General features: G+C 49.7%; 17 protein-coding genes and 1 pseudogene. 13 read left to right on the top strand and 5 right to left on the bottom strand.

Features of this window, described 5'->3' with window-relative positions; all coding sequences use genetic code 11:
• Nucleotides 1-141: 141 nt before the first annotated feature.
• Nucleotides 142-2,790: pseudogene (topA, locus tag FT643_RS11170) on the top strand (type I DNA topoisomerase); the annotation flags it as partial.
• A gap of 185 nt (nucleotides 2,791-2,975) precedes the next feature.
• Here the strand turns inward: topA and FT643_RS11165 are convergent.
• Entirely contained in the window at nucleotides 2,976-4,997 is a 2,022-nt protein-coding gene (locus FT643_RS11165; protein ID WP_156871463.1) for a methyl-accepting chemotaxis protein, read from the bottom strand.
• A 160-nt stretch (nucleotides 4,998-5,157) separates the two neighbouring features.
• Between FT643_RS11165 and FT643_RS11160 the strand changes: the two genes are divergently transcribed.
• A complete protein-coding gene (locus FT643_RS11160) occupies nucleotides 5,158-5,673 on the top strand; it encodes a DUF6586 family protein (protein ID WP_156871462.1) in 516 nt (171 codons plus the stop codon).
• Between the two features lie 188 nt (nucleotides 5,674-5,861).
• Nucleotides 5,862-6,137 (top strand): hypothetical protein, encoded by a 276-nt coding sequence (locus tag FT643_RS11155; protein WP_156871461.1) that lies wholly within the window; start codon nucleotides 5,862-5,864, stop codon nucleotides 6,135-6,137.
• Nucleotides 6,138-6,149: 12 nt separating this feature from the next.
• Here the strand turns inward: FT643_RS11155 and lexA are convergent, their stop codons facing one another.
• Together lexA and FT643_RS11145 are read right to left on the bottom strand one after the other, a co-directional pair.
• Entirely contained in the window at nucleotides 6,150-6,758 is a 609-nt protein-coding gene (gene lexA, locus FT643_RS11150) for a transcriptional repressor LexA (RefSeq protein WP_156871460.1), read from the bottom strand.
• A 203-nt stretch (nucleotides 6,759-6,961) separates the two neighbouring features.
• Nucleotides 6,962-7,285, bottom strand: coding sequence for a DUF6763 family protein (locus tag FT643_RS11145; protein ID WP_156871459.1), 324 nt, complete (start codon nucleotides 7,283-7,285; stop codon nucleotides 6,962-6,964).
• A 386-nt stretch (nucleotides 7,286-7,671) separates the two neighbouring features.
• On the opposite strand from FT643_RS11145, the gene FT643_RS11140 reads away from it, so the two are divergent.
• The 7 genes from FT643_RS11140 to FT643_RS11110 all read left to right on the top strand — a co-directional run bounded on the left by FT643_RS11140 (nucleotide 7,672) and on the right by FT643_RS11110 (nucleotide 13,637).
• Nucleotides 7,672-8,919 (top strand): hypothetical protein, encoded by a 1,248-nt coding sequence (locus tag FT643_RS11140; RefSeq protein ID WP_156871458.1) that lies wholly within the window; start codon nucleotides 7,672-7,674, stop codon nucleotides 8,917-8,919.
• A gap of 101 nt (nucleotides 8,920-9,020) precedes the next feature.
• Complete coding sequence (locus FT643_RS11135) at nucleotides 9,021-9,656, top strand: TetR/AcrR family transcriptional regulator (protein WP_156871457.1); 636 nt, start codon at nucleotides 9,021-9,023, stop codon at nucleotides 9,654-9,656.
• Nucleotides 9,649-10,134, top strand: coding sequence for a L,D-transpeptidase (locus FT643_RS11130; protein ID WP_156871456.1), 486 nt, complete (start codon nucleotides 9,649-9,651; stop codon nucleotides 10,132-10,134). Before FT643_RS11135 ends, FT643_RS11130 begins: the two co-directional genes overlap by 8 nt.
• 26 nt (nucleotides 10,135-10,160) lie before the next feature.
• A complete protein-coding gene (nagZ, locus tag FT643_RS11125) occupies nucleotides 10,161-11,177 on the top strand; it encodes a beta-N-acetylhexosaminidase (RefSeq protein WP_156871455.1) in 1,017 nt (338 codons plus the stop codon).
• Between the two features lie 62 nt (nucleotides 11,178-11,239).
• Nucleotides 11,240-12,349 (top strand): mechanosensitive ion channel family protein, encoded by a 1,110-nt coding sequence (locus FT643_RS11120; RefSeq protein ID WP_156871454.1) that lies wholly within the window; start codon nucleotides 11,240-11,242, stop codon nucleotides 12,347-12,349.
• On the top strand, nucleotides 12,346-12,903 hold the full coding sequence (locus FT643_RS11115; protein WP_156871453.1) for a hypoxanthine-guanine phosphoribosyltransferase: 558 nt from the start codon (nucleotides 12,346-12,348) through the stop codon (nucleotides 12,901-12,903). Before FT643_RS11120 ends, FT643_RS11115 begins: the two co-directional genes overlap by 4 nt.
• A 2-nt stretch (nucleotides 12,904-12,905) precedes the next feature.
• Nucleotides 12,906-13,637: an S-methyl-5'-thioinosine phosphorylase gene (locus FT643_RS11110; RefSeq protein WP_156871452.1), complete on the top strand. Its 732-nt coding sequence runs from the start codon at nucleotides 12,906-12,908 to the stop codon at nucleotides 13,635-13,637.
• Nucleotides 13,638-13,730: 93 nt separating this feature from the next.
• Here FT643_RS11110 and FT643_RS11105 read toward each other — a convergent pair whose 3' ends face one another.
• The gene (locus FT643_RS11105; protein WP_156871451.1) at nucleotides 13,731-14,540 is read right to left on the bottom strand and encodes a CsiV family protein; all 810 of its coding nucleotides are present in this window, start codon (nucleotides 14,538-14,540) and stop codon (nucleotides 13,731-13,733) included.
• Entirely contained in the window at nucleotides 14,537-18,007 is a 3,471-nt protein-coding gene (gene mfd, locus FT643_RS11100) for a transcription-repair coupling factor (RefSeq protein WP_156871450.1), read from the bottom strand. The genes FT643_RS11105 and mfd overlap by 4 nt, the downstream gene beginning before the upstream one ends.
• A gap of 198 nt (nucleotides 18,008-18,205) precedes the next feature.
• Here mfd and FT643_RS11095 point away from each other — a divergent pair, with 198 nt between their 5' ends.
• The 3 genes from FT643_RS11095 (at nucleotide 18,206) to FT643_RS11085 (ending at nucleotide 20,698) form a co-directional block, all read left to right on the top strand.
• Nucleotides 18,206-18,694 carry a phasin family protein gene (locus FT643_RS11095; RefSeq protein WP_232340086.1) on the top strand — a complete coding sequence of 163 codons (489 nt, stop codon included), beginning with the start codon at nucleotides 18,206-18,208 and terminating at the stop codon, nucleotides 18,692-18,694.
• A 432-nt stretch (nucleotides 18,695-19,126) separates the two neighbouring features.
• The gene (locus FT643_RS11090) at nucleotides 19,127-19,585 is read left to right on the top strand and encodes a tetratricopeptide repeat protein (protein ID WP_156871449.1); all 459 of its coding nucleotides are present in this window, start codon (nucleotides 19,127-19,129) and stop codon (nucleotides 19,583-19,585) included.
• A 243-nt stretch (nucleotides 19,586-19,828) separates the two neighbouring features.
• On the top strand, nucleotides 19,829-20,698 hold the full coding sequence (locus FT643_RS11085) for a tetratricopeptide repeat protein (RefSeq protein ID WP_156871448.1): 870 nt from the start codon (nucleotides 19,829-19,831) through the stop codon (nucleotides 20,696-20,698).
• Nucleotides 20,699-20,769: the final 71 nt, after the last annotated feature.

Here is a 20,769-nt window from a genome sequence, read left to right as displayed (position 1 = left end):
AATTAATAAAGGTCGAAACTGGTCGCTTGACCAATAGCCTGACACCTCTTATATATGTCGCCCCTTTAGACGAATTATTAATATCGGATTGGGCCTGTCCGGCTCAAACACAGCTCATGCAGCAAGGTTGGAAAGTACTCTATGGGTAAATCGCTGGTTATAGTGGAATCGCCCGCAAAAGCGAAAACCATCAATAAATATTTAGGCAAGGATTTTGTGGTCAAGTCCAGTGTTGGGCATGTCCGCGACTTGCCGACCAGCGGCAGCGGCAAGAAAACCGTTGATCCCAAAGAGCGGGCCAAGCAAGCGGCGCTCACTCGCAAAATGGCGCCGGAAGAAAAAGCCCTATATAAAAAAGAAAAAGCGAAAACTTCGCTGATCGGTCGAATGGGGTTGGACCCGGAGAATGGTTGGAACGCGCAATACCAGGTACTGCCGGATAAGGAAAAGGTGGTCAGCGAGCTGCAACGGCTGGCAAAAGACGCTGACACTATTTATCTTGCGACGGATTTGGATAGGGAAGGGGAGGCGATTGCCTGGCATTTGCAGCAGGTGATTGGTGGCGATGAAGGCCGTTACAAGCGCGTGGTGTTCAATGAAATCACCAAAAAGGCGATCCAGGGTGCTTTCAAAGAGCCGGGTCAGCTTAATACCAACCGGGTTAATGCTCAGCAGGCGCGTCGCTTTCTGGATCGGGTAGTGGGGTATATGGTATCGCCTTTGCTGTGGGCGAAGATCGCCCGGGGCTTATCAGCCGGGCGGGTGCAATCGGTTGCGGTGAAATTGGTGGTGGAGCGCGAGCGTGAAATCCGCGCATTTATACCCGAAGAATACTGGGAAATTTTTGCGGATACCTTCACTGCTAAAAAAGCGCAATTGCGATTACAGGTAACCAAAGAAGACGGCAAGAATTTCCGTCCAACCAATAAAGAACAAGCCGACAAAGCGTTAGCAGGCCTGGACGGACAAACCTATATTGTGGCGGGTCGTGATGATAAGCCGACCAAATCCCGGCCGGCAGCACCATTCACAACGTCAACGCTGCAGCAGGCTGCCAGCACCCGGTTGGGTTTCAGTGTTAAAAAAACCATGATGATGGCGCAGCGTTTATACGAAGCGGGTTACATCACTTATATGCGTACCGACTCCACCAATCTCAGTACGGACGCAGTGGCCAGTTGCCGGCAATACATTGAATCCAGTTTCGGAGAGCGTTATGTCCCGAAAGATCCGCTGACCTACGCCAGCAAAGAGGGCGCTCAGGAGGCGCACGAAGCGATTCGCCCCTCTGAGGTGTCAACACTCGCTAGTGCCGTCTCCGGGTTGGAAAACGACGCTCAACGGCTTTACGACCTGATCTGGAAGCGCTTTGTAGCATGCCAAATGCCGCCAGCAGAATATCTGAGCACCAACCTGACGGTAAAAGCCAATAACTTCGAACTGCGTACCAAGGGTCGTATCCTTAAATTTGACGGCCACTTGATCGTTAATATGCCGGGAGCCAAAAAGTCGGATGAAGACATAGAATTACCGGATGTCGCGGTCGGGGAAACCTTGGATCTGAAGAAATTGGACCCGAGCCAGCATTTCACCAAGCCACCGGCGCGGTTCTCGGAAGCCAGCCTGGTGAAAGAGCTGGAAAAACGCGGCATCGGGCGCCCATCTACTTATGCTTCAATCATCTCCACTATTCAGGATCGCGGTTACGTGAATCTGGAAAACAAGCGCTTTTATGCCGAGAAAATGGGCGATATCGTTACCGATCGTCTGAATGAAAATTTCAATAACCTGATGGATTTCAGTTTCACAGCCAAGATGGAAGAGCAATTGGATGAAATTGCGGAAGGGCGCTTAAACTGGAAACAGGTGCTAGACCATTTCTATTCGGATTTCTCCAAAAAACTGGAAAAGGCCGAAGCGGATGATGGGGGTATGCGAGCCAACCCTCCAGTCGAAACCGATATAGAGTGCCCCGCTTGTGGGCGTCCCATGGCAATTCGTACCGGTAGCACCGGTGTTTTTCTTGGTTGTACCGGCTACTCGTTGCCTCCCAAAGAGCGGTGCAAAGAAACCATTAACCTGATCCATGGTTCAGAAACCATCAACGCCGACGACGATGAGAGCGAAGCAAAAGCGTTGAGGGAAAAGCGCCGCTGTTCCAAATGCGGCACGGCCATGGAAAATTACCTGATTGATGAAAAGCGCAAATTGCATATTTGCGGTAATAGCCCCGATTGTGAAGGCTATGAAATAGAGCCCGGTAATTTCAAGATCAAAGGATACGATGGCCCCATTGTAGAATGCGATAAATGCGGTTCGGATATGCAGTTGAAGACCGGGCGATTCGGTAAGTATTTCGATTGTACCAACGGGGAGTGCAAAAACACCCGTAAGCTATTGAGAAACGGCGAAGTAGCACCACCCAAAGCGGATCCGATACCCATGCCGCACCTGAAATGCGAAAAAAGTGATGACTATTTTCTGCTCCGCGACGGTGCTTCCGGAATGTTCCTGGCTGCCAGTCAATTCCCTAAACATCGTGAAACAAGAGCGCCGTTGGTAGAAGAAATTCAAAGTGTTGCGGATCAGCTCGACCCGAAATATCAATTTTTGGTAAGCGCGCCCCAACAAGATCCGGACGGGAACAAAGCCATTATCCGTTACAGCCGTAAAACCAAGTCACAATATGTGATGACGGAAAACGAGGAGGGTAAGGCGACCGGGTGGGCTGCTACCTATGATGGAAAAAAATGGGTAGAAAAAGCCGCGGAGAAAAAAGCCCCGGCCAAAAAGAAATCAGCGGCGAAAAAGAAAACCGCTAAAAAGACAGTCAAGAAAGCGGCTGCAAAAAAAAGCAGCGCCAAGAAAAGTGAGTAGGGTTTAGACCGGCTTGACTGTTTTTAACCAGTCAGGCCCGTTTTGTTGGGGGTAAATGAAAGGTCACATTATCAGGGTATTGACTACCTATCAGCGGCCTAAACTTTAAATCTGGCCAGTGAATCAGTCAGTTGCTCAATGGAATTCTGCATTTCCCGAGCTGAGTGCAGAGTGTCTTCCGCAGCGTGAGCAGCATCACCCGAGCGGGTATCAATGGCTTTCAGGCTTGATTGCACATGGTTGACGGTTTCTGTTTGTTCCAGTGTTGCAGCCGATATTGATTGCGTTCGGTTGTTAATATCGGACACTCCCTGCAGAATTTCTTCTAGTTTTGCAGTCAGTCTTTGGGCATTGCTAACCGATTGTCCGGTTACCTCTACGCTGACTTGCATCGCATTTACCGCTTCCTGCACACCGGTCTGAATCTTTCCCAATACGTCGTCTATTTCAACGGTCGACTCGTGACTGCGTTGTGCAAGGCTACGAACTTCGTCTGCCACCACAGCGAAACCACGGCCTTGCTCACCCGCACGGGCGGCTTCAATGGCCGCATTCAAGGCCAGCAAATTGGTTTGTTGCGCGATGCTTTTGATAACCGATAGTATTTCAGTTACCCCTTGGCTTTGGTCTGCCAGCTTTTCTACGACACTCATAGAGCCGTTGATATTTTCAGTCAGGTGGGAAAAACTTTGTACGGTAGAGTCGACTAGTTGCTGCCCCTCGCGGGCATGTTCATCGGCATTTTGTGCGGCGTTAGCAGTAAACTCGGTTTCTCTTGCTACTTCCTCCGCCGCGGATGACATCTCTTCCATTGCGTGCGTAATGCGGCGGGTTTCTTCCGTTTGCTGCTGTACAATCCTGCTATTAAGCTCGGCCAGTTTCTTTACGCTAAGAGCGTGCTCGGATGTGGTGTCGCTGCTTTCTCGGGCTGCGGTAATCAATTGTTGCATTTGCTTGATCATGGCGTTGAAATCCCGGTTTAAAACGGCAAATTCGTCCTGACTATGTTGCTGGACTTCAACGGTCATGTCGCCGCCAGCTACTTTACCTGCACTTATCACCATGTTGTCGATGTTTACACGCAGCGAGATATAGAGACCAAAATACAGATAGCCGATTACTGCCAGCAGAACGAAAAGACATACTACTAATGTAATCCGGTTGCTCTCTTTCGCTTGAAGCCGTTGGTGTACAGCCGTGGTGGCGTGGTCCAGAATTTTGCCTTCCAGGTTACGTATAGGGCTCAGAAATCCGGTCATTTGCTCGTTAAATTGTTGCCAGGTCTGCCGTTCCGAGATGGCTTCCACCACCTGATCATTGAACAAAAACAAAATCTTATCGACCACTTCGCTGGCTTGCTTCTGCTCATTGATGAACGGAATGTCCGTAAATTCCTTTTGCATTTTGGAAAAAGCATCTGTGGATTCTGTGAACGCATTTTTAGCGTCGTAAAACGACGCGTCTACCTCGGTGAAGCTGGCGCTGTCCAGGTAGTTAGTGTTCAGAGTATTGCTGCCATAGCCCCTCAATTTAGACAGCGACGCTTGTAGAGGGCGGACTTTGTCCAGATAAAAACTCATGTAGGCATTAATTTGCGGGTCGCTGTCATTGGACAACCCGCTGGATTTAGCGATTTCAAGCACGATACTGTCGATTTCACTTACCAGAGTGCCATACGAATCAATGTATTCCCGCAACATGATCTGGGAACCCAGTTCTTCATTCTGGGCTGTTTTCCAAGCCGATTTAAGCCGCTCAAGCTGGGCTTTCTTCAGCAGCCGCGATTGGGTGTAGTTGGTACTTATGGCTTGCAGGGTCTCTTCGGTTGTATTCCTCAGATTAAAGATGCGGGTGTTGGTGGCTTCACTGCGGTCGTAATTGTGCGCCATCATTATATCGCGGAAATCCGCTGCCTGAACGGCTAACGCGTTCAATTTACTGATTATGTTTACGCCCTCATCTTCACGCTGGGTGGTCTGGATGTCACTTTCCAGCTGATTCCAGAGCTGAATGCTGAGTAGGACAATAGGGCACATGAAGAGAATGCTGATCAGCATGAACTTATAGTTGTACTTAAGTCTGTTCATGATGAGCATGGCTAACCATAATGCTTTTGCCATTTCATTTCCCGGATTGAATTAAAAGATGAGTTAAAACAGGTAAATAACGTTTTTTGGTTGCGTCTTAACCCAGTATAGTTAATGAATTTGAATTGTTCCCGTTGGCGGCGTAAAGGCAGCAACGTACAATCGAACGCAGAATTTAAAGGTGGGTAACGGTATGGCTAAGCACACATTGGGCAACTCAAATCAAAAACGTTATTTTGCGAAGTTCTATCTGGACGCGATCGGACAGATTCAAGCTGATAATTCTGTTTTTAATAAAAAGGCGCTGATTCGGGCTCATCAAGAATCTTGCCTTTTTCATCTGGTTATGGCGTACCAGGGTTTTATTTGGGAGATTGCAAACACCTACGATGAAGACTACGCATCCGGCACCAAGCTTAAGCAATTGCTTGAAAGCTCGAAAGAAAATGGTAAAACCATTGCTGAATTAGAAAGGCTTTTTGTGCTTGAGACACAGCAGGGCAGCTGGTTGTTTGCCTTGTTGGGCACTTGGAACCGCATTACAGACGTTAATCCGCAAGCCACCTCGACAGTGAAAAGCAGCACCAATTTAAATGCGATTGAAGTGCGGGTATTTAATGAAGCAGACGAGTTTTCGCAACTTCATGATTGGTATGACAATCTTTGCATTTTGATAGATGAAATACGGGAAATGCTTGGTGAGTGGTAGTAAATATTTATCAAAGAACACGGGTATTTATTTGTGGCAGCCAGCGCCTGCGTGTTAGTATTTCCGGCCATTGAGTGACGGCACTATTTAGTTTTTTCCTGGTTCTCTTTTCGCTTTTTCCCCCCAGAAAAACAGGATAAAAAACTTTGTCAGTTGCTTCAAACACTTGCGCACTTAAGGTTGGTTTAATGTCCTCTCGGTTAGAAATTGTTGAGTTATCTTCGGGTGAAATAGTCTTACGTCGCACCGACGGAGTGGGATCTCCTTTGGTTGAAATTAAGTTTTCAGACGAGGTGCGTGTTTTACTTTCCGAATTCTCAATGGATATCGGAAAGGCCATGGTCAGTGCCGGTGTTCAAGCAGTGGGTGAAGTGTATGGCCACATGCTTGAACCTCATGAAGATCACAGCGATTCATCAGCTTTCAATGAAGAGTATGATGAAGCATCCGGTGTATTACACTGATCGGATTGTCTCTTATAAGCCATCCCGGATGACCCCGACTGCTAAACCTTCTATCGCAAAATCCTCGTCTTTTTGATCCACAGTAATGGGTTCAAAATCAGGGTTCTCCGGTAAAAGGATGACTTTATTGCGCTTTTTTTCGAACCGTTTCACGGTGACTTCATCGCCGATGCGAGCAACCACAATCTGACCCCGCTGTGCTTCATGGGTTTTATGTACCGCTAACAGGTCACCTTCCATTATTCCGATATCAATCATGCTCAGGCCTTTTACCCGCAAAAAGTAGTCTGCTTTCGGGGTGAAAAACGAAGGGTCCACCTGACAGCGACCGGCAACGTTTTCCTGAGCGAGTACCGGCTGCCCGGCAGCTACCTGACCTATGATCGGTAGCCCGGGCTCTTCTTCTTCCATACCGATTACGCGAATACCCCGGGAAGCACCGGGAAGCATTTCTATATAGCCTTTACGGGCAAGCGTACGCAGATGCTCTTCAGCTGCATTAGGGGATCGGAATCCGAACGTTTCAGCAATTTCCATCCGGGTTGGGGGCATGCCGCTGTCTGCGATATGTGATTTGATAAGTTCTAGAATTTCGCCCTGGCGCTTCGTTAATTTTTCCATGAGTCCACTCTTTTCTGGTCGCTTTGTAAATAATGCCGTTTAATTTCAAGCGATTAAAATAGTCCGCCTGCGGGTACTGTGTTTATGTACAGATACTGGGATTATATACAGCTTGCAGAGAATTGGAAGTAAAGAACGGTGTACGACTCAGGAAAAGTCAGTAGAACGAAGGCGGGTTGTGCTGGCTTGAATAGACCCGGTTTCTATTCGTCCAGAATATGCATAATGGCGGATTCGTACTCGTCGCTCAGTGCCGGTGTGTGGTTGCCGGGCGGGAAATCGCCAATGTCGTTTTCAAAAATGTCGTCGTTATCCATTTCATAAGGGCCCGACCAGTCTTCAGGTTGATCCACTTTGCATAACGGCATCCGGATAAAAGCATCCAGTTCCAATTCTTCAATTTCACCATCAAAATATTGGATACCGATATTCTCTCCTTCATCGTCAATGAAGACCACTTCAAATAAGGTTTGTAGGTCAGTGTGCTCGTACCAGGCACCCACCTCCGGTTCGATTCTCCTTAACATAGTCCTGTGCCGCCCTAGGTTGATACTGGTCAGTGTTGTAAGCGTTGTTGCAACGTAGATTATGGTGTAGCGGTGAAAATCCTCACGAAAAGGTTTAGGGGCGGTTTGGCTTTGGAGCGTGGCGTTGGTGTTGATCAGAAAGCGTTCCCGAACAAAGTAATGCGCCTGACTACAACAAGTTATCTAATCCGTTACCGGCGAAAATGGTGTGAGGGTCTACTCTGTTTATAGGTGAATGAGATAACCGCCGATTTCTAAGATAAAGAAGATCTAACTCTGATACGGATGTCGCGGATTGCCGTTCATATTATTGACGGTGTCCTGAAAACAAGTTAGCGTGACGAACCGTCATTTGTTGACAGAGTGTTAATATTCAGGAGTGTTTCATGGGATGGGTTAAGCACGTCGCGACGCCACTACGAGTGGGGATCGTTTTATGTGCATCGGCTTTTGCCACGGCAGGCCAAGGAGGCGACTGGGATTTTGAAGTGGGTGGTGAGTATCGTTTTCTGCCGCAGGACCCCCCTTATGGGGTAAAGGACAATGTTTTTTCCGCCAGTGTGCGTGCTGAATATTTTACCGACTGGAATGAAGGCAACGATTTGCTTGAGTTTGAGGGGTTTTATCGATGGTCGGATCAGGATGAGAATCGCACCCACGGGGACATCCAGGAGCTGACCTGGATTCATGTGGGTGATCGCTGGGAATTGCGTAGTGGCGTGCGACGGGTGTTCTGGGGGGTCACCGAATTTCAGCATTTGGTGGATATTATTAATCAAACGGATGCGGTTGAGCGGGCAGACGGAGAAGCCAAACTGGGACAACCCATGGTGAATCTGTCACTGGTTACCAACCTGGGAATACTGGATCTGTTAGTACTTACCGGCTTTCGGGAACGCACATTCCCCGGTGAAGACGGTTGGCCGCGGGGCACAGTGCTGTTTTCCAACGATGATGCAGACTACGAGTCCGGGCGCGAAAATAAGCGAGTGGATTTCGCTGCTCGCTGGGGAATGTCCCTGGATATGTGGGAGTTGGCACTGTCCTATTTTGGCGGTACCTCCCGTGAACCCGAGTTTCATCGCTACAATGTGGAGGGGGAGTTGGTTCCCTTCTACCCGGTGATCGACCAGTTAGGCCTTGAAGTTCAGTACAACTATGACGCCTGGATACTTAAGATGGAAGCGCTGAGCCGGTCCGGTATGATCAATGGCCGCTATTTCGCTACCGTATTGGGTTTTGAGTATACCTACGAAGGTGTATTCGGTTCGGTATCTGATGTTGGGATCGTATCAGAGTACAACTATGACGAGCGCGGAGAAGACAGTCCATCGTCCTATTTTCTAGAGAATGATTTTGCGCTGGGTGTGCGATGGGCATTGAATGATGAGGCCTCCTCAGAGTTGCTGGCTGGCGTAATCTACGATGTTGAAACTCATGAACGGGTACTGACTTTGGAAGCCAGTCGGCGCTTGGGCTCGGTGTGGAAAATCAGTCTGGATGCCACGTTCTTCCATAGTTCACCTCCACCTTCCCTTGAGGACGTTAAAAACGGGTCCTTCGATCCCATTTATAAACTGGCTAGTAGCAGCCACAGTGATTTGGTTCAATTGGAGCTTGTCCGCTATTTTTGAAGACACTGTTTCTTGACAGGAAGGCCTGGCAAACGTAAGTTTTAAACGTTTGTTTATCCAGGGTGGCTTAAAATGCCGTCCGGCGCAGGAAGTCAGTCGTTATGGCACAAAAAGAAACAGTAGAAAGAATACTGGATGCGGCAGAGGTGTTGTTTGCGGAACGCGGTTTTTCTGAAACCTCTCTGCGTACCATTACCAGTACAGCCGGAGTGAATCTGGCAGCGGTCAATTATCACTTCGGTTCGAAAAAAGCGTTGATACAGGCTGTATTCGAGCGTTTTCTTGAGCCGCTGGTGGTGGAAATTAACCGGCGTTTAAGCGCACTCGAATCTGACCCTGAATCCATCAGTGTCGACTCCCTGCTTGAAGTGTTGTCGGCGTCGATCTATGAAGTGCATGGCCGTAGTACCAACCGTGCAACCATATTCCTACGTCTATTGGGTTTAGCTTATACCCAGTCTCAGGCCCATCTGCGCAGTTACATAGCAACCCGGTATGGGGAGGTGTTCCAACGATATGGCAATCTGCTGAAGCCGGCGCTGCCAGGCACTACCCCGCAGGAGCTGTTCTGGCATACCCATTTTGCATTGGGAACCGCCATCTTCACCATGTCCAATGTTGATGCTCTGCGGGCTATGTCGGAGAATGACACCGGCAAGCGCGGCTCTATTGATTTCATCGTGAGCAAACTTACCTCATTCATGGCAGCTGGCCTGAAAAACGCATCCCATGGTTGATTCCTTTATAAAGATCTCCATTCAACGGCAGACTCTTGAGTTGTGGCAGCGGGATACGCTGCTACAAAGCTGGCCGGTCTCAACGGCGCTGAAAGGCACCGGATCTGAAACCGGTTCCTATCAAACCCCATTGGGTTTGCACCGTATTCGGGCTTGTATCGGCGCTGGAGCACCGCTCAACTCGGTGTTCCGTGGGCGCCGTGCAACTGGAGAAATCTACAACGAGGATCTGGCCCGGGCCCACCCGCACAGGGATTGGATATTAACCCGTATCCTGTGGCTCTGTGGTGAAGAAAAGGGCATAAATCGTGGGGGTAACGTGGATTCCCAGCGCAGATACATTTATATTCATGGCACTCCGGATACGGAACCCATGGGGGTACCTCGTTCCCACGGTTGTATCCGTATGACCAATCACGATGTCGTCGCGTTATTCTCTCAGGTTCAGCCGGGCATTCCCGTCCGGATCAAGTACTGACGCTCAACTCAGGAGTCACTCTATCCATGGCAATTGGACCGCTTATGCTGGACCTGGAAGGCACCAGCTTGTGTCAGGCCGATATCCGCCGTCTACAGCACCCTGCTACCGGTGGTGTAATTCTGTTTTCCCGCAATATCGATTCGTTAGCCCAAACCCGTGAGCTGATCGCGGCGGTGCGTCAGTTGCGTCCGGAGTTGATATTGGCAATCGATCAGGAAGGTGGGCGGGTACAGCGCATCCGTGAGGGCGTCACCCGGTTACCTCCGTTAGCCCGCCTGGGTGAACAATACCAGCAGAACCCGGATGCCGCGTTGATGCAGGCCGCTAATTGGGGCTGGTTGATGGCGTCCGAAATGCTGGCATTGGGTCTGGATATTTCTTTCGCCCCGGTTCTAGATCTTGAGTGTGGCAGGAGTGCGGTAATTGGTGACCGTTCGTTCCATCATTCAGCCGACACCGTCACAGCGCTGGCAAAGGCCTATATCAGCGGCATGCACGATGCCGGGATGGCCGCGACCGTTAAGCATTTTCCGGGACACGGTTGGGCTGAAGCGGATTCCCATGTCGCAATTCCTTTGGACGAGCGTGATGAGTTGGAAATTGATGCCCTTGATATGATCCCGTTCAAACAGCTCTGCGGTGTGTACGATGCAGTGATGCCGGCTCACGTTATTTATTCCAGGGTTGATCCCCAGCCCGCCGGTTTTTCTTCCTACTGGTTGCAAACGGTTTTGCGACAACGCCTGGGATTCAATGGTGTTATTTTTTCGGATGATTTAACCATGGAAGGCGCGTCTGTTGCCGGTGGGTTTGCTCAGCGGGCCAAACGCGCGTTGGATGCTGGCTGTGATATGGTGCTGGTCTGTAACCATCACCAAGGGGCAGATGAGGTGCTGGATTTCCTTGCCCAGGATAGCCGTTATGTGGCGGATCAAACTCGCCTGAAGACCATGCTGGCGCGCCGCATGAATACCTGGGAGCAGCTCTTGGCTGATGATCGCTACGGACAGATACAGCTAGGTATGCAAACGATCGCCTGATCGGCAGGGGGATTGTTTTGTTGTTCTAATTTAAATTATCGGGGAATGTAAAGGGGAGTAAAATGGATCAGATCGTGGACTGGTATCAACAAGCCAATGGTGCGTCGGATTGGATGATCAAAGTCTTCGTCGTTATTTTTTTTACACTGCTGGCCCATTATCTCGCACGTCGCTTTTATAACCGGCTGGAAAAACAGTTCGAAAAAACCAAAAACCTTTGGGACGATGCCCTGTTGTGGGCGATTCGTAAACCTTCCCGGAGTTTCATCCTGATACTGGGCGTTCGTACCGTTGCTGAAATTATGCAACCGCTTATGGATGAATCGGTGAACGCCCTGGTTGATCCGGCGTTTCTGGTAATGATTATTTCGGTCATTATCTGGTTTCTTATCCGCATGATTTCGAAAGCGGAAGAACTATTGAAAACCCCCGGTTATACCCAGGAACCAATGGATGAAACCACCGTTACGGCGTTAGCAAAATTACTGCGGTTATCGGTTATTATCACCGGCGGATTAGTCATCGCTCAGTCCATGGGAATATCGGTTTCCGGTGTGTTGGCATTTGGGGGTATTGGCGGAATAGCCGTGGGCTTTGCTGCAAAAGATTTGCTGGCCAATTTCTTCGGCGGGTTGATGGTGTACCTGGACAGGCCTTTCTCCGTCGGTGATTGGGTTCGATCGCCGGATCGTAATATTGAAGGGGTAATAGAGCATATCGGATGGCGTCTTACCATTATCCGGACCTTTGACAAGCGCCCTTTATATGTACCGAACTCCACCTTTACCAGCATCGCATTGGAAAACCCTTCACGCATGAGCCACAGGCGTATCTATGAAACCATCGGTGTACGATATGATGATATCGGTGCGCTTTCTTCAATACTGAGTGATGTGAAAAGCATGCTGACCGGTCACCAACAGATTGACCAAAACCAGACTTTGATTGTGAATTTTAACCAGTACGGTGCTTCGTCACTGGATTTCTTTATATATTGCATGACGATTACCACTGATTGGGTCGAGTACCATAAAGTAAAACAAGATGTATTGTTTAAAATAGCTGACATAGTGGAGCGGCATGACGCAGAGTTTGCCTTCCCCACCCAGACTTTGCATGTAATTGAAGGCGTGCAGCAGGACAGCAGCACCAAACTAGAGGATAAGACATGAGCGTATCAGTCGAAGAAGTAGACCGCATCTGGAAAGAGGCTGATTGTCTCTGGACAGAGCAACAGATAGAGCGGGCAATTGAAAGTGTTGCTCAGCAGATTGAAATCGATCTGGCGGATAAAGACCCTTTGGTGTTGGTTGTTATGAAGGGGGGCATGATGTTCGGAGCTCGGCTGACCATGCGTTTAAGGTTTCCTTTAGAACTGGATTATGTCCACGTCACCCGTTATGGCATGAAAACGTCCGGAGCAGAGCTCGATTGGAAGGTGCCGCCGCAACACAGCATTGAGAACCGTCATGTATTGGTTGTTGATGACATTCTGGATGAAGGTCAGACGTTGTATAAAGTGCTGGAAAGTTGTCGTGAGCAGGGCGTTGCGTCAGTACGCTGCGCCGTTTTGGTTGATAAGGTTCACGATCGCAAGTTCAAAGCAGATTTCAAAGCAGACTATACCTGTCTGGAAGTAGTGGACCGATATGTCTTCGGCTATGGGATGGATTACAAAGGCTATCTGCGTAACGCAGACGGTGTTTACGCAGTGAAGGGAATGTAGGAATGAGCTTAATTGCGATTGTGGGCGGCACTGGTCTGACTCAATTGGATGGACTGGAATTAACAGAGTCCAGAGCCGTGGAAACCCCCTACGGAGAACCATCCGCTGATCTGGAGTTCGGTCGTTTTGCCGGGCAGGATGTGGTATTTCTGGCGCGACATGGAAAGAGTCACACACTGCCGCCCCATAAAGTAAATTATCGCGCGAATATTTACGCACTCAAGCATGCCGGTGTGTCCGAAGTGGTGGCTGTAAATGCCGTGGGCGGCATTAATCCCCAGATGACGGCCGAATCTTTGGTTGTTCCGCATCAGATTGTTGATTACACCTGGGGCAGAGAATTCACTTTTTCCGATATCGGAAACGTACTACACGTGGATTTTTCTTTTCCTTACAGCGAGGGCATTCGGCGTAAATTATTAGCTTCTGCCAAGAGCGCCGGTATACCTGTGCACAATGGGGGAGTGTTTGCTATTACCCAGGGGCCGAGATTAGAAACGGCGGCGGAAATTGATCGTCTGGAGAAAGACGGCTGCGATATTGTGGGTATGACCGGTATGCCGGAAACCGCGTTAGCCCGAGAGCTTGATCTGGATTATGGCTCGTTGGCGTTGGTTGTGAATATGGGGGCTGGGCGCAGCAAGGGCATTATCACAATGCAAGAAATTGAAACGGCGTTGGTAAAGGGAATGGGGCAGGTGAGAGCATTGTTGGCCGCGTATTTGACGTCTTAGCGGGTTACCAAGCTCACCCCGATTTAGATGTTAATTCAAAACCTGCTATATATCGGGTTGACACACAGGGCGCCACCTCGGCGAGCGCACTTTTTATTTTGCTTTATGTGGAATGACTTTCACCACTACCCCGAATAAAGGATTGTCCAAGTAATGCAGCTCACCGCTACGCATGCGCCTGGATTGTTTAAGTTCCACGGTTTGAATCGCTTCATACCGATCGTTCGCGACCGGTGAGGGTTCAACAACAAAATCAGTATTGGTATAAGGTTGAGCTGGTGCGTTTTCCGTATCGGTAGATTGTGCAGTACCGTAGGGGTTAAATGCGGTTTCATTTGCCTGGCTGTTGTCGTTTCCGTTTTCGTCCTGCCACCAGGGTGCTACCACTTCCACTCTTTGGGTGTATTCCGACAGCCATAGGTCGGTTTTAATATGCAGATAGCGGGATACCACCAGAGTGACACTTCCGGATAATTCATATAGCCCTTCGTATTCCTTGCCGGCATTGATCAGCACCGGAACGGCATTTTTTGTATCCAGTCCGGGCTGCAGCCAGCTTTTGCTGGTCATGACTTCATAATTTGAGCTTAATTTAAGGCTGGAGAGCACTTCTTTAAATTCAGTGTCCGTCGGCTCGGTAGTGCGGAAGGCCGTGCGTTTGCCACTGATGTTGGCCGCATCTTCCAAATCGATAGCACCCTCAGGATAGGCTAGCTCCAGTTCTGCCGGTGGCCGCCATTTTTCGTTGCCGAGCGGGCTGTTTTTATTTTTGAATACCACCAGTGATACCTGGTACCAGTTTGCCTTATCCTGATCGGCATACGCTGTGGTCGCGATTCCGGAGGGCAGGGCGAGGAGCAGGCTTAAAGTTAAAGTATTAATTTTCGATAAAGTTAATTTCATTTTGAACCATTCGCCGGGGATAGTTTGTCGAGTATTTCTTCGGTTAGCTGCAGCCGCGCTTCAGCGGTTTCACTCTCGATCTGGAATCTGAGTTTATCAGCGCCTTCTAATTTATAAAACTGGGGTTGATTCTGAACCAATTTCACAATGGTTAGGGGATGTACTTTGGTGTCGGCGCCAAATTCAATGCGGCCGCCTTTTGGTCCCGCATCCACTTTGGCAAGGCCGAGCGCTTGGGCACGTAATTTGATACTGGTGAGGCGGAACAGATTTTGGGTCGACTCAGGTAAGCTGCCGAACCGGTCAACCAGTTCCACCCGTAATTCGAACAGTGCGTCGTCGTCTTTCGCATTAGCGATACGTTTATAGGCAATCAACCGTGAATGTACATCGCGGACGTAGTCTTCAGTAATCAGCGCCGGGATGCGTAAATTAATGTCTGCGCCCTGGCGTAGCGGTTTGTCCAGGTTGGGCGTTTTACCTTCCTTTATTGCCTGAACGGCTTCTTCCAGCATTTCCATATACAGGGAGAAGCCGATGCTGGTCATGTTGCCACTCTGTTCCTCTCCCAGTAGCTCACCTGCGCCGCGTATTTCCAGGTCGTGACTGGCCAGAGTGAATCCGGCACCCAGATCGTGCGCTTCGGCAATGGCTTCCAGGCGTTTTCGTGCGTCGGCAGTAATTGCTTTGGGGTTAGGGGTTAACAGATAGGCATAGGCCTGGTGATGTGAACGTCCAACCCGGCCACGCAATTGATGTAATTGGGCCAGACCGAGCTTGTCAGCACGGTCGATAATAATGGTGTTGGCAGAGGGAACGTCGATACCGGTCTCAATAATCGTGGTGCACATCAATACATTGAAGCGCTTGTGATAGAAGTCCGTCATGACTTGTTCCAATTGCCTTTCCCGCATTTGGCCATGCGCAACGACGACCCGTGCTTCGGGAATCAGCTTTTGGATTTCTTCTGCCCTTCGTTCGATCGACTTCACTTCGTTATGAAGAAAATAGACCTGACCGCCACGCAGCAATTCCCGAAGCACTGCTTCCTTGGTGACGCTGCTATTATCTTCTCGGACAAAGGTTTTGATGGAAAGCCGTTTTGCCGGGGGGGTCGCAATAATGGACATATCCCGTACTCCGGACATCGCCATATTCAGGGTCCGGGGTATGGGTGTTGCCGTCAGCGTCAGCATATCGACTTCAGAGCGAATTTCTTTCAGGCGTTCTTTGTGGCGCACACCAAAGCGGTGTTCTTCATCCACAATAATTAACCCGAGATTGCTGAATTGGACGCTTTCCTGCAGTAGTTTGTGGGTGCCGACTATGATATCCACCTTGCCTTCGGCGATTTGTTTTAATGCCTGGGTTTGTTCTTTCCCGGTTTTGAAACGGGAAAGTACTTCAATCTCGACCGGCCAATCGGCAAAGCGATCCTTGAATGTTTCATAATGCTGTTGGGCGAGCAGCGTGGTGGGCACCAGTATCGCGACTTGTTTGTTATTCTGGATAGCGACATAGGCGGCGCGCATGGCGACTTCGGTTTTACCGAATCCGACATCGCCACAGACCAGGCGATCGGTAGGGCGGTCAGAGGTTAAATCGCCGATTACGGCGTCTATGGCGGCTTGTTGGTCCGGAGTCTCTTCAAACGGAAACCCCTGGCAGAAGATTTCATAATCGGCGCGGTTGATTTCAAATACCTGGCCGGGTTTAGCGGCCCGGCGAGCGTAGATATTTAACAATTCTGCTGCGGTGTCATGGATCTGCTCTGCGGCTTTGCGCTTTTCTTTATTCCAGTGATCTGTGCCGAGTTTGTGCAACGGGGCGTGCGTATCGCTGGCACCGGAATAGCGGCTGATCAGATGCAATGAAGAGACCGGCACGTACAGTTTGGCTTTGTTGGCGTACTCCAGGGTTAGGAATTCCTGCTTTTGCCCGTCTATTTCAAGGTTTTGCAGGCCGTGATAACGTCCTACACCATGATCGATGTGGACAACAGGATCCCCGGTGTTGAGTTCGGTCAGGTTGCGTATTACGTTTTCGGCGTTGTCGTCACCCCGTTTGCGGCGACGCTGTTGAATAACCCGGTTGCCGAATAACTGCGATTCGGTGATGACGGAAATCAGGGGATCGGCCAGTTCCAGTCCGGCGCTGATATCAGCAATGCCGATCATATGAGGGGCGCTGGTTTCTGTCAGAAATTCAGTCCAGCTTTCCGCCGCCTTTGGTTGAATGCGGATACGCTTCAGCAATTCCAGAAGGCTGTCCCGGCGACCAGCCGATTCCGCAATGAATAACACCCGTTTGTTATCTTCACGGGCCATTAAGCAATAGGACTCGACGTGCATCAGCGGGTTTGTTGCCTTTGCATCAACGGGCAACTCCGGTGGCTTGGACAAGGGCAGTGTGCTGTGATGAGGTTTGTCGTCACCTACACCGGACCGCATTGCGATGCGGGGTCTTAGTTTCAGAGCCCGGTTCATTTCATCAACGGCGATGAACAAATCCTGCGGTGGAAGAATAGGGCGTACGCGATCGTAGCGCAGATCTTCATAGCGGCTCAGGCAGTCATTCCAGAAATGTTCCGCACTGTCCTGCAGGTTTTCAGCAGTCATCAACAGTGTATCGTCGGGTAAATAATCAAACAGAGTTGCGGTGCTTTCGAAGAATAACGGCAAATAATATTCTATGCCGGCGCTGGCCAGGCCCTCACTGATATCCTGATATAGATGGCAGCTACGGGGGTCGACATCAAAATGCTGTTTAAAGTTGTCTTTGAAGCGAGCGCGTGCCTGGTCGTTTAGCGGAAATTCTTTCGCCGGTAATAGTCGGATTTGTTCCACTTTTTCAACAGAGCGTTGTGTCTCGGGATCGAATGAGCGCAGGGTATCGATTTCATCATCAAACAATTCGATGCGGTAAGGAAAGCGACTGCCCATCGGAAACAGGTCCATGATAGCGCCACGTACGGCATATTCCCCGTGGTCCATTACCGTTTCAACGCTGCGATACCCGGCCTGCTCCAGTCTGGAGCGGACACTGTCGATGTCGAATTTCTGCCCGATATCAAGCATCAGGGTTTGACCCTGCAGGAAACTGACCGGTGCCACCCGATGCATCAAGGTGGATGCGGGAACAATCAGAATGCCTTTGCGGAGCGTGGGTAGCCGGTACAACGTGGATAGACGTTGCGAGACGATATCCTGGTGCGGCGAAAAGCTGTCGTAGGGTAAGGTTTCCCAATCCGGGAAGGAGTATATCTGCAGGTCAGTCTGGGCGTAGAAGGGGATTTCCTGTTCCAGCTGAATGGCGTGCTGGGTATTGGCCGTGATCACCAGAACCAAGCCTTCATGCTGGCCTGCAGCCTGGCTTATTGCCCAAGCAGAGCCGCTGCCCAGTAGGTTGGCCCAGACCCGTTGGTCGCCTGCTTTTTTTGGAAAATTATTAAGAAAATCAATAGTCATTGGGGGAGATAAGAAATACTGGCTCTGGAAAAACACGCATTTTACATGCTTTTAAAGAAAGGGGGGCGTATTGTAGTGAAATAGGATGATATTTAGCTCGAATCGGGCATAGGATACCGGCAATTTCCGGCTAGAATGATAATTCTAACGGCAGTTGATATTATGTTCAGCTACACCCAAAAATAGGTTAAGCGAATTATGAGTGAAGGGATGAAACCGCCGATTTCGGCCTCGGAAGATCATGTTGCTGAGGATGAAATGAATTTGTCCGGGAAAAAAGCATCGTTAGCTGATAATCAGGTAGGGCAGCTAGCCGAGCAAATGGCCGATCGGGTTAAAGAATCCGCCAGTCAGATCTGGTTGGCGGGACTTGGAGCCTACTCCAAAGCGGAAGAAGAGGGGGGCCGGCTATTCGATTCATTGGTTCAGGATGGCGAAAAGCTGGAAGCCAGAACCAGAGCCATTGTGGATAAGCCGCTGAATGTCGCTCGGGAGAAAGTAGAAACGGTCCGTGCCCGCGCCACTGGATCGTGGGAAAAGGTAGAAAAGGCCTTCGATATCCGTGTATCGAAGGCGCTCCACCGACTCAACATTCCGACACGGGCGGATGTGGATAACCTGAAAAAACGCATCGAAGAGCTGGAGCGGAAATTAGATTCTGCAAAAGGTAAATCTTCTAGCAAGTAGCGTAGTGAGAGCCGGGTTGTCCACCCAATTGAGACAAGCCGGGCTCTAACCTCCTGAAAATCCGATTATTCCTGCATCAAATTGACCTGTTTATTAATTGACCTAAATGTGTGATGGCCAGTTATACCTACTCTCTTGGCCGTCTGTCACCAGAACGTCCACAGAGTTGTCCACAGATAATGTGGATAGTTTTTAAGTTGATAAAAAAGACACACAACTATTTGGTTTTGATGGTTGGCATTCGGAATTAATGGGAGTAATCTTTGCGTCCATTGCTACCTGGGGCCTTTCAGGATTCCCATAGCCCTTAGCACCCGGTCAAACTATGTATTTGACACGGGCTAGCGAAATCGGGATTACCCACGTAGGTACCCTTCAGGATATCGACCAGTTATCGATGTAAGCTGTAATAACAGTTGGTGGTTTTGGGGAATGACAGTAAGCAGCATCACAAGTGTCAGTAACGGAAGCGGACTGGTTGCCAGTCTTTTTTTTCGCACTGCGACAAGACTCATTGAAATTCAATGCCAGCGGGGACGTATTTACCCCTCCAGGCTTTCCTTAAAAATGCTGCAGTATTCTGCAGACCACGGACATATTTCTGCCATGTCACGTCTGGGTGGATTGTTGTTCGATTGCGGTTGCGGCCGGGCTGACAAGCGCAGTGGTCTTGAATATATCCGCAGGGCCGCGAAAAGCGGAGATATCGAAGCGCAGTTTTTGTTAGGCAAAGCCTGTTTTGAAGGCAAAATCACACCGAAAGATTGCAAAGCTGCTACCCATTGGCTGGTGTTGGCAGCGGATAGTGGCCACACCCGTGCAGCAATGGTTCTGAAGCAGTGCGAGAATAATCTGGAAAACGCAGATATTCATCAGGTAGCGTTAGCGTAGGCGCCGCCTGCCCCCTGTTGCCCAGCGTTGCGGCGAGGGCTTAAGTTCCAGTTATTCAGTTCCCCATGGGCCGCTCATTTCCCGCGTAGCGCACTCCGTCTGCCGGATTCCGCGGCATTCTCGTCTCAATTGCTACTTTACTCAATCCGGCTGTGCCGTTAATCTCCTCTTGGTTCATATATCGTTGTGTGTGTAACCCTTTCTGGTGTTTTCAGGGCTTTTTATTAATCGGGATTTAGTTTTATGTCGGATGCCAATTACGTCGTTGAAGTTAACGAGACCAATATTAATGACATCGTGCAGATGTCCGCACGGGTTCCGGTGCTGTTGGATTTCTGGGCGGATTGGTGCGAACCCTGCAAAGCGTTGGCACCGGTACTTGATGCGCTGGTGACGAAATACCAAGGCAAATTTATATTGGCAAAAGTCGATACAGAGGCCAATCCGGGGTTGTGCCAACAGCTAGGCGTGCGCAGCATTCCAGCATTGAAATTGATTGTTCAGGGTCAGTTAGCTGGTGAGCTTAACGGCGCTCAGCCTGCGTCAGAAATTGAAAAGCTGCTGCAAACGGTATTAGGCGATGCAGAGGGCGAACCCGAGCAGCCTGATGAAAATGATTTTTTTGCACAGATCGAGCGCGCTCGGGGCATGGGGGCTTATGACCAGGCGATTGATGCATTGCAATCTGCAATAGCAGAAGATTCTAAGGAAATAAAGTACCAAACCCTGCTCTCCGAAGTTTTGATGGATGTTGAGCGTCTCGAGGATGCGCAACAGGTTCTGGATAACGTAACGGACGAAAAAGCGAAAGCGCCCGCTTTGGCACGCCTGTTTTTCCTGCAGGAATTCTTGTGTTTTGACAGCGCAGAGTCTTTACAATTTCGTGTCGCGCAAGACGCGAATGATATGGAAGCCCGTTATTATCTGGCCTGTAATTGCGTATTGGCCGGCGAGGCGGAAGCCGCAATGGAATTACTTCTGGAAATAGTACAAAAGGACCGCAGTTACAAGGACGACGGCGCACGCTTGGCGCTGTTAAAAATATTCGATATGTTGGAAGGTAAATCGGTGGTGGCAAAGTACCGGCGCCGGTTGTTCGCCAACCTTCATTGAGATACTGTCCCGAACGGCAGGTTATGGCTTCCTGGGATTGATCGCGGTAGACTCAAGCTACTATGCATTGA

It is taken from the genome of Ketobacter sp. MCCC 1A13808, assembly GCF_009746715.1.
Classification (GTDB): Bacteria; Pseudomonadota; Gammaproteobacteria; order Pseudomonadales; family Ketobacteraceae; genus Ketobacter.
This window is presented reverse-complemented; position numbering and strand designations above follow the sequence as displayed.

What these genes read in the sequence shown, in the direction of transcription:
- FT643_RS11085 (WP_156871448.1), top strand. Translation starts at nt 19,829, where the DNA reads ATGTCGGATGCCAATTACGTCGTTGAAGTTAACGAGACCAATATTAAT.
- FT643_RS11110 (WP_156871452.1), top strand. Translation starts at nt 12,906, where the DNA reads ATGAGCTTAATTGCGATTGTGGGCGGCACTGGTCTGACTCAATTGGAT.
- FT643_RS11090 (WP_156871449.1), top strand. Translation starts at nt 19,127, where the DNA reads ATGACAGTAAGCAGCATCACAAGTGTCAGTAACGGAAGCGGACTGGTT.
- mfd (WP_156871450.1), bottom strand. Translation starts at nt 18,007, where the DNA reads ATGACTATTGATTTTCTTAATAATTTTCCAAAAAAAGCAGGCGACCAA.
- FT643_RS11105 (WP_156871451.1), bottom strand. Translation starts at nt 14,540, where the DNA reads ATGAAATTAACTTTATCGAAAATTAATACTTTAACTTTAAGCCTGCTC.
- lexA (WP_156871460.1), bottom strand. Translation starts at nt 6,758, where the DNA reads ATGGAAAAATTAACGAAGCGCCAGGGCGAAATTCTAGAACTTATCAAA.
- FT643_RS11095 (WP_232340086.1), top strand. Translation starts at nt 18,206, where the DNA reads ATGAGTGAAGGGATGAAACCGCCGATTTCGGCCTCGGAAGATCATGTT.
- FT643_RS11145 (WP_156871459.1), bottom strand. Translation starts at nt 7,285, where the DNA reads ATGTTAAGGAGAATCGAACCGGAGGTGGGTGCCTGGTACGAGCACACT.
- FT643_RS11165 (WP_156871463.1), bottom strand. Translation starts at nt 4,997, where the DNA reads ATGGCAAAAGCATTATGGTTAGCCATGCTCATCATGAACAGACTTAAG.
- FT643_RS11130 (WP_156871456.1), top strand. Translation starts at nt 9,649, where the DNA reads ATGGTTGATTCCTTTATAAAGATCTCCATTCAACGGCAGACTCTTGAG.
- FT643_RS11160 (WP_156871462.1), top strand. Translation starts at nt 5,158, where the DNA reads ATGGCTAAGCACACATTGGGCAACTCAAATCAAAAACGTTATTTTGCG.
- FT643_RS11140 (WP_156871458.1), top strand. Translation starts at nt 7,672, where the DNA reads ATGGGATGGGTTAAGCACGTCGCGACGCCACTACGAGTGGGGATCGTT.
- FT643_RS11120 (WP_156871454.1), top strand. Translation starts at nt 11,240, where the DNA reads ATGGATCAGATCGTGGACTGGTATCAACAAGCCAATGGTGCGTCGGAT.
- FT643_RS11115 (WP_156871453.1), top strand. Translation starts at nt 12,346, where the DNA reads ATGAGCGTATCAGTCGAAGAAGTAGACCGCATCTGGAAAGAGGCTGAT.
- FT643_RS11135 (WP_156871457.1), top strand. Translation starts at nt 9,021, where the DNA reads ATGGCACAAAAAGAAACAGTAGAAAGAATACTGGATGCGGCAGAGGTG.
- nagZ (WP_156871455.1), top strand. Translation starts at nt 10,161, where the DNA reads ATGGCAATTGGACCGCTTATGCTGGACCTGGAAGGCACCAGCTTGTGT.
- FT643_RS11155 (WP_156871461.1), top strand. Translation starts at nt 5,862, where the DNA reads ATGTCCTCTCGGTTAGAAATTGTTGAGTTATCTTCGGGTGAAATAGTC.